Annotated in this window: 4 protein-coding genes and 1 tRNA gene; 3 read left to right on the top strand and 2 right to left on the bottom strand. The window is 74.0% G+C overall.

Annotated features, from left to right (window positions below; translation table 11 throughout):
• Window positions 1-11 precede the first annotated feature (11 nt).
• A tRNA-Pro gene (locus ACFE8Y_RS20325) sits at window positions 12-88 on the bottom strand.
• 90 nt (window positions 89-178) lie between these two features.
• Window positions 179-922, bottom strand: a complete 744-nt coding sequence (locus ACFE8Y_RS20330) for a 4'-phosphopantetheinyl transferase family protein (protein ID WP_375466185.1) — start codon at window positions 920-922, stop codon at window positions 179-181.
• Between the two features lie 285 nt (window positions 923-1,207).
• Here ACFE8Y_RS20330 and ACFE8Y_RS20335 point away from each other — a divergent pair, with 285 nt between their 5' ends.
• The 3 genes from ACFE8Y_RS20335 (at window position 1,208) to ACFE8Y_RS20345 (ending at window position 6,126) form a co-directional block, all read left to right on the top strand.
• Window positions 1,208-2,491, top strand: a complete 1,284-nt coding sequence (locus ACFE8Y_RS20335) for an MFS transporter (RefSeq protein WP_375466186.1) — start codon at window positions 1,208-1,210, stop codon at window positions 2,489-2,491.
• Window positions 2,492-2,594: 103 nt separating this feature from the next.
• A complete protein-coding gene (ligA, locus tag ACFE8Y_RS20340) occupies window positions 2,595-5,030 on the top strand; it encodes an NAD-dependent DNA ligase LigA (protein ID WP_375466187.1) in 2,436 nt (811 codons plus the stop codon).
• Window positions 5,031-5,256: 226 nt separating this feature from the next.
• Window positions 5,257-6,126, top strand: coding sequence for a 3'-5' exonuclease (locus tag ACFE8Y_RS20345; RefSeq protein ID WP_375466188.1), 870 nt, complete (start codon window positions 5,257-5,259; stop codon window positions 6,124-6,126).
• The last annotated feature ends 124 nt before the right edge of the window (window positions 6,127-6,250 follow it).

Genomic DNA, 6,250 nt, shown 5'->3' on the forward strand with positions numbered 1-6,250 from the left:
CTCGGGAATTTTGGTCGGAGTGGCAGGATTTGAACCTGCGACCCCCACGTCCCGAACGTGGTGCGCTACCAGACTGCGCTACACTCCGAAGGCCGATGGCGTCGTCGGCAGCGGGTGTATAGCGGGCGGCTGGGCAGCCCGCAAGCGCGCTCTCGGGCCGGGCCGGTGCGGGCCCGCGTCAGGTCGGCCTGTCCGGCCACGTCGGCGCGAGCGCGCAGAGCGCGACCCCTGCGTCCGCCGCCCGCAGGGCCGCGGTGCCGACGGTGCCCGGACCGGGTTCGAGGTGGTGCAGACTCCAAGCCTCCGGCGCGTCGTCGGCGATCGCGAGGAGTCGCGGGGCCGCGGGCGGAAGGGTCAGGGTGAAGCGGTCCAGCGGCAGCGACAGGCCGGCGCCCAGCGCCTTCACCACCGCCTCCTTGCGGGTCCACAGCCCGGTGAAGCAGGCCTCGATCGCGCTCCGCGGTGCGGCCGCCAGCGCCGCAACCTCCTGAGCGGAGAAGTGCGCGCGCGCGATCCGCAGAGCGTCCGGGATCGGGCGCAGCGCCTCCACGTCGACGCCGATCGCGGTCCGCCGCGCGACGCCGACGAGGGCGCGCGTGCCCGAATGCGACAGGTTGAACCGCAGCGCGCCCGCGAGGCGCCCGGCCAGCTCCGGCTTCCCGGCCGGCCCGGTCGTGAAGGCGATCTCCGCCGGGGCGGCGTCGAGGGCGGCGGCCAGGATCAGGCGCAGGGCCGCGTGGCTCGCCCGGTAGCGGTCCCCGTCCTCCCGCCGCAGGAAGCGGTCGACACGCGCGGCTTCCTCCGGCGACAGCAGGGCCGCGCAGCAGGCAAGCCGCGCCTCGGACAGGGCGAGGTCGACGGTCCAGACGCGGTTTTCCGCGGCGGGACCCGGCTCCGTCACCGCCCATGCCGCACCGCTCATCGCCGGCCGCGCCGCGCATGCCGGACCCGGCGCGGCATGGACGCGCGTGACCGCCGATGGCGTCCGGCGGCCGAAGCACCCAAGCCGGGATGGCGGGCAGGAATCGCGAGCGTGTCCGAAAATCCCGGCCTAGGATGATCGCGGGATGGGTCGAGCGGATGCGTGGGCAATGAGCGGCCTTCACGAGCGACGGGGCGCGAGGATCGACCGGACGGCGCGGCCCCGCAAGCGGCGCCCCGCTTGAGCGGCGCGCCATGTCCGATTGCGCCGCGTCGGAGCCGCCTGTTGCCGACCCTTCGGAGCCGGCCGGCCCGCTACGGCGTGTTCTTTGCGACCTACTTCTACCAGGGGCTGATCGCCGGGTTCTCGCTCACCGCGCTCGCCAACCATCTCGCCGGGCAGGGCGTGTCGGCGACGGAGGTCGGCGTCCACTTCGCGGTGGCGGGCCTGCCCTGGACGGTGCAGCCGATCCTGTGGGGGCCGCTGGTCGACCGGGCGAGCGGCGCGGCGATGGGGCGCCGACGGGTCTGGAGCGTGCTGGCCGTCCTCGGCTGCCACGCGGCGCTCTGCGGATTGCTGCTGGTGCCGAACGAAGCGGCGCTCGGGCCCCTCGGCCTCGTCTTCCTCGGCCACAGCCTGTTCGCCGCGCTGCTCGATACCGCCTGCGACCGCATGGTGATGGACCACGTGCCGGAGGGGGAACTCGGCCGCATGAGCGCCTGCACGCGGGCTGGCTTCGTCACCGGCACCAGCCTCAGCGCCGGGCTGTTCGGCTGGATGCTGGCGGCGTACGGATTCACGGTCAGCGTCCGCTGGCTGCTCGCGGCCGGCGTCGCCGCGAGCCTGCCGGTGCTGCTGGTGCGCGAGGGGCCGGGCGACGCCCTGGTCTCGCTGGCGCGGCGCGGGCGCGAGGCGGCGGAGGCGCTGCCGTTCGGGCGCTTCCTGCGGCGGCTCGCGCTCGGCCTGCGCCGCCCGAGCGCCCTGCGGCTGATCGCCCTGTGCGTCTCGATCGACGGGGCGCTAGCCCTGTTCGAGGTGCCGTTCTCGGTCGATCTCGTCCAGGCGCAGGGCTGGGACGCCGCCGGCCTGTCGCGCCTCCAGGCCGGCCTCGCGCTCGCGGGCGGCACGCTCGGCGCCCTCGGCATCGGGCTGTGGTGCGACCGGTCCGGTCCGCTGCCGGCGCTCCGCACCCTGTTCCTGGCGAGTGCTGCGGCCTTTGCCGTCACCGCCGGCCTGATCGCGGCGGGGCTTGCGGGGCCGGCCGGTCCCGTGATCCTCGGCCTCACCAGCGTGCTGCCGGGCCTCCTCGTCGTCGCCCTGGTGCCGGCCCTGATGCGGGCGAGCCGCGGGCGCGCGGGCGCCGCGACCGAATTCGAGGTGTTCATGGCCGTGATGAACCTTGGCTCGGTCGCGGGCGGTGCGGCGTCGGGTCTCGTTGCGAGGATCCTGCCGCTGTCGGCCGTCGCGGGCTTGGCCGCCCTCGTCCTCCTCGCGAGCGCCGCGCTGGTCCGGCGTCCCGGCCTGATCGTCCCGAAGGATGCCGCTCGCGACGGCCCGGACGGGTCGTGAACCAACCCCGCCAAATGCGCGGGACGCCGCACGCGCCGGGGCTCACCCTTGCGGCCGGATGCGGTAGAAGCCCCGGCCGAACCCCGCGAAAACCCCTTCGACGATGTCCGAGCCCCAGCCAGACCCCCTCGACGCGGACGCGGCCCGCGCCCGCCACGCCGCCCTCTCGGCGGAGATCGCGGAGGCCGACCGGCTCTACCACCAGGAGGACGCCCCCGAGATCTCGGACGCGGCCTACGATCGCTTGCGCCGGGAACTGGAGACGCTGGAGGCCGGCTTCCCGGAGCTTGCCGGGACCGGCGCGGCGAGCGCGTCCGTCGGCGCCAAGCCCTCGGAAAAGTTCGCCAAGGTGCGCCACGCCGTGCCGATGCTCTCCCTCGGCAACGCGTTCACCGACGCGGAGGTCGAGGAGTTCGTCGCCCGCGTGCGCCGCTTCCTCAACCGGCCGGCCGATGAGGTCCTCGCCTTCACCGCCGAGCCGAAGATCGACGGGCTGTCGCTGTCGCTGCGCTACGAGGCCGGACGCCTCGTCACCGCGGCGACGCGGGGCGACGGCGAGACCGGCGAGAACGTCACCGCCAACGCCCGCGAGGTTCGCGACATCCCGCAGGCGCTGGCCGGCACGGGCTGGCCGGCGGTCTGCGAGGTGCGCGGCGAGGTCTACCTCTCGCACGCGGATTTCGCCGCGATCAACGCGCGCCAGGAGGCTGCCGGCAAGGCGCTGTTCGCCAACCCGCGCAACGCGGCGGCCGGCTCGCTGCGCCAGCTCGATCCGAGCATCACGGCGGCGCGCCCGCTGAAGTTCTTCGCGTATGCCTGGGGCGAGGTCGTGCCGCCGTTCGAGGGCACGCAATCGGCCGTGCTGGGGCGCTTTGCGGCGTGGGGCCTGCCGGTGAACCCGCGCACCGTGACCTGCGAAACCGCGGCGGAGATGATCGCGCACTACCAAAACATCGAGGCGGCGCGGTCGGGGCTCGGCTACGACATCGACGGCGTCGTCTACAAGGTCGACGATCTCGCCCTCCAGCGCCGCCTCGGCTTCGTCTCGCGCTCGCCCCGCTGGGCGCTCGCCCACAAGTTCGCGGCGCAGGCGGCTCGCACCGTGGTCGAGGGCATCGACATCAACGTCGGGCGCACCGGCTCGCTCAATCCGCTCGCCCGCCTGCGGCCGGTGACGGTCGGCGGCGTCGTGGTCTCGAACGCCACGCTCCACAACGAGGGCTACGTGAGGGGGGTCGGCGGCGACGGCGAGCCGATCCGCGAGGGCCGCGACATCCGCGTCGGCGACACGGTGATCGTGCTGCGGGCGGGCGACGTCATCCCCAAGGTGATGGACGTGGTGCTCGACGAGCGCCCGGCGGATGCGACGCCGTTCGTCTTCCCCGAGACCTGCCCGGCCTGCGGCAGCCGGGCGGTGCGCGAGATCAACCCGCGCACCGGCAAGCCCGACGCGGTGCGCCGCTGCACCGGCGGCCTGATCTGCCCGGCGCAAGGGGTGGAGCGGCTGAAGCACTTCGTCTCGCGCAACGGCTTCGACCTGGAGGGATTCGGGCAGACCTACATCGAGGTGCTGTTCGAGGCCGGCCTCGTGCGCCAGCCGGCCGACCTGTTCCGCCTCGATTTCGAGCGCCTCAAGGCGGCGATCGTCGCGCGGCGCGAGGCCCTGTCCGCGGAACGCCGTGCCGAGGGCGTCCCCGCGCCCAAGAAGCCGACGAAGAAGAAGGGCGAGGAGGAGGACAAGGCGATCCACAACCTGCTGGCGGCGGTCGCCGACCGCCGGACCCTGCCGATGAACCGCTTCCTGTTCGCGCTGGGCATTCCCGATATCGGCGAGTCGACCGCCAAGGCCCTGGCCAAGCGGTTCTCCGACATGTCCGCCCTGGTCGCTGCCGTCACTGCCGCGGCGGGCGCGCGGGCCGGCGCGGACTGGATCGAATTCTCGGCCGTGCCGCGGATCGGGCCGACCACCCGCGACCGCCTGCTGGAGGCCGGCCTGCCCGGGGAGACCGCGGGCGATGCCGCGGAACCCGAGTCCGAAGCCGCGGCGAAAATCCGGTTCAGCACGAGCCAGCGCGCGAGCCTGCTCGGCCATTACGGCAGCGAGGCCGCGATCCATGAAGCGATTGCGAAGGCCGCGGACCAGCGCCCCGGCGACGCCTACCGGGTCTTCGCCGACGACAGCGAGATCGGCCCGGTGGCGACCGATTCGCTGATCGCCTTCTTCGCCGAGCCGCACAACGCTGCCGCCGTCCAGGCGCTGCGCGACGAGGTCTCGGTCGAACCCATGGCGGCCGCCGCGCAGGCCGCGGCGTTCGCCGGCAAGACCGTCGTGTTCACGGGAACGCTGGAGCGGATGACGCGCAACGAGGCCAGGGCGGTCGCCGAGCGGCTCGGCGCCAAGGTCTCGGGCTCGGTCTCGGCCAAGACCGACCTCGTCGTGGCCGGGCCCGGCGCCGGCTCCAAGCTCAAGGATGCCGAGACGCATGGGGTGGCAGTCGTCTCGGAGGAGGCATGGCTCGCGATGGTCGCGGACGCTTGAAGCGCGCCCGGGCCGGTCATAGACCGGGAGCCATGAGCGGCTTCAGTCCGATGCCAGTGTCGCCCGTCCCGCCTCGATCATCGGGGACGCACGGGTCCCTTCACCCATCCCTTCTCCCATGGGAAGAAGGACAGGATGAGGGGTGTGAGCTTTCCGGACGACGCACGCCCCTCACCCCAGCCCTCTCCCCCTGGGAGAGAGAGCCGCGTCGTGGTGCTCGAAGCGCATGACCGTCGTCGCCCTCGACTTCGAGACGGCCAACGAGCGGCGCGACAGCGCCTGCGCGGTCGGGCTCGCCTGGATCGCGGACGGCCGCGTGGTGCGCCGGGCCTCGCGGCTGATCCGGCCGCCGGAGCTGCGGTTCGCGCCCGGCAACATCCGCGTCCACGGCATCCTGCCGGCGGACGTGCGCGCCCAGCCCGGCTTCGGCGACGTGATGGCGGAGTTCCTGCCGGACCTGACGGACGGGCTGATCCTGGCCCACAACGCGTCCTTCGACATCGGCGTGCTGCGCGCCTCGCTCGCCGCCTGCGGCTTGGCCGTGCCGCCGCTCTCCTATTTCTGCACGCTTCAGATCGCGCGAAAGGTGTTTCCGGACCCCGGCGGCTGCGGCCTCGGCAAGGTCGCGGGACGGCTCGGCATTCGGTTCGAGCACCACGACGCGGGCGAGGACGCCTATGCCTGTGCCGAGATCGCGCTCGCCGCCATGCGGGAGACGGGCGCCGCGAACCTGCCCGCGCTCGCGCGGACGATCGGCCTGTCGGTGACGCGCGTGGCCGGCCAAGCGCCGCGCCCGCGGGCCGGCGCCATCACCGACCGTCTGCTGCGAGGCTTTCGCCCGCCGCCGGGACCTGCCCCGTTGCGCTTCACCGTCCGCGGCAGCACGGGGAGCCGGTACGAGGTGACCGTGGAGGATCGGTCCGGCACACCGCAGATGCGCTGCACCTGCACGGCCGGCCGCTACGGCGTGCGCTGCCGCCACGTGAAGGCCCTCGTGGTGGGCGACGTCACCGACCTGCTGTCGGGGAACCTCGGCGATGTCGAAGGCCTGCGCCGCCTCTTCGCGGCGCGCAGCGGCGAGGCGGTCGGCGGCTGACGGGCCGCGGCGGGAGAGCGGCTGATGGCCGGGGCGGGATTTCGCGCCGATCTCGCGGCCCGGCTGGCGGCCGGGCCGGTTGCGGCGATCGCCGAGAGGCTGGTGCCCGACTTCGCGTGGCTCG

The sequence above is a fragment of the uncultured Methylobacterium sp. genome, from assembly GCF_964242245.1.
Classification (GTDB): domain Bacteria; phylum Pseudomonadota; class Alphaproteobacteria; order Rhizobiales; family Beijerinckiaceae; genus Methylobacterium.

What these genes read in the sequence shown, in the direction of transcription:
- ACFE8Y_RS20330 (WP_375466185.1), bottom strand. Translation starts at nt 922, where the DNA reads ATGAGCGGTGCGGCATGGGCGGTGACGGAGCCGGGTCCCGCCGCGGAA.
- ligA (WP_375466187.1), top strand. Translation starts at nt 2,595, where the DNA reads ATGTCCGAGCCCCAGCCAGACCCCCTCGACGCGGACGCGGCCCGCGCC.
- ACFE8Y_RS20345 (WP_375466188.1), top strand. Translation starts at nt 5,257, where the DNA reads ATGACCGTCGTCGCCCTCGACTTCGAGACGGCCAACGAGCGGCGCGAC.